The sequence below is a fragment of the Mesorhizobium sp. M0306 genome (assembly GCF_040321655.1).
In the GTDB taxonomy this organism is placed as follows: Bacteria; Pseudomonadota; Alphaproteobacteria; order Rhizobiales; family Rhizobiaceae; genus Mesorhizobium.
In genome coordinates, this window is the sequence record NZ_JAMYRY010000117.1 from 1 (window position 1) to 629 (window position 629).

The window sequence follows — 629 nt, forward strand, 5'->3', positions numbered from 1 at the left end:
GTTCGATCACGCGCCACTCGAAGTCGGTCAGGTCATATCGGCTCATATTGAGCCTGAATCACAATCCCGCGCGATATGGAAGCGAGTTGGTAAACCCATCAAAATCAGACGTTCAGCGCTACAGCCTAATCGTAGTAGCCCGGTCCGAATGTTATCGCGGACATCACAGGTTGATCGGCTTCGCCTGTCGAGGACCAAACGCCTATACCAAGCTGCGTTGAGGTTGCGCCATCCGGCTCCAAGCGTAACTTCGGGTCGAGAGATTGGAGAATCTGTGTCGCTTCGCCCATCGATACCGAGATAAGAGCCAATCCGTTCAATGTCGGGTTGCTTGGGCTTGCAAACTCCAAGGCCTCCAGGCGCTCGTCGGAATCATAGTAGGCAAAAACGCCTGCATCCGCCCAATAATCTATCGGATTGCCTTCGGGTGTACGCTTAAACGGCTGGTGCTTACCACCGAAAAATGTCCGAACGCTTCCTTTGGACGATCCAATCGGAAGACCTCTCAATCCACCGCCGGGTTCTAATGCGAGTTCAGTCATTCCTCGACAATATGCGCGATCTGTCAAACGACGCAACGATCGCTTTTCACCCATCTCCCTCATTCCCATTTATGGGTTCACGACCTA

1 protein-coding gene is annotated in these 629 nt (G+C 52.8%); it reads right to left on the reverse strand.

Annotation, left to right across the window (positions count from 1 at the left end; all coding sequences use genetic code 11):
- Positions 1–125: 125 nt before the first annotated feature.
- The gene (locus NKI95_RS34370) at positions 126–596 is read right to left on the reverse strand and encodes a hypothetical protein (protein ID WP_352722285.1); all 471 of its coding nucleotides are present in this window, start codon (positions 594–596) and stop codon (positions 126–128) included.
- Positions 597–629 lie beyond the last annotated feature (33 nt).

Coding starts and splice junctions, on each gene's coding strand:
- NKI95_RS34370 (WP_352722285.1), bottom strand. CDS start 596: ATGGGTGAAAAGCGATCGTTGCGTCGTTTGACAGATCGCGCATATTGT.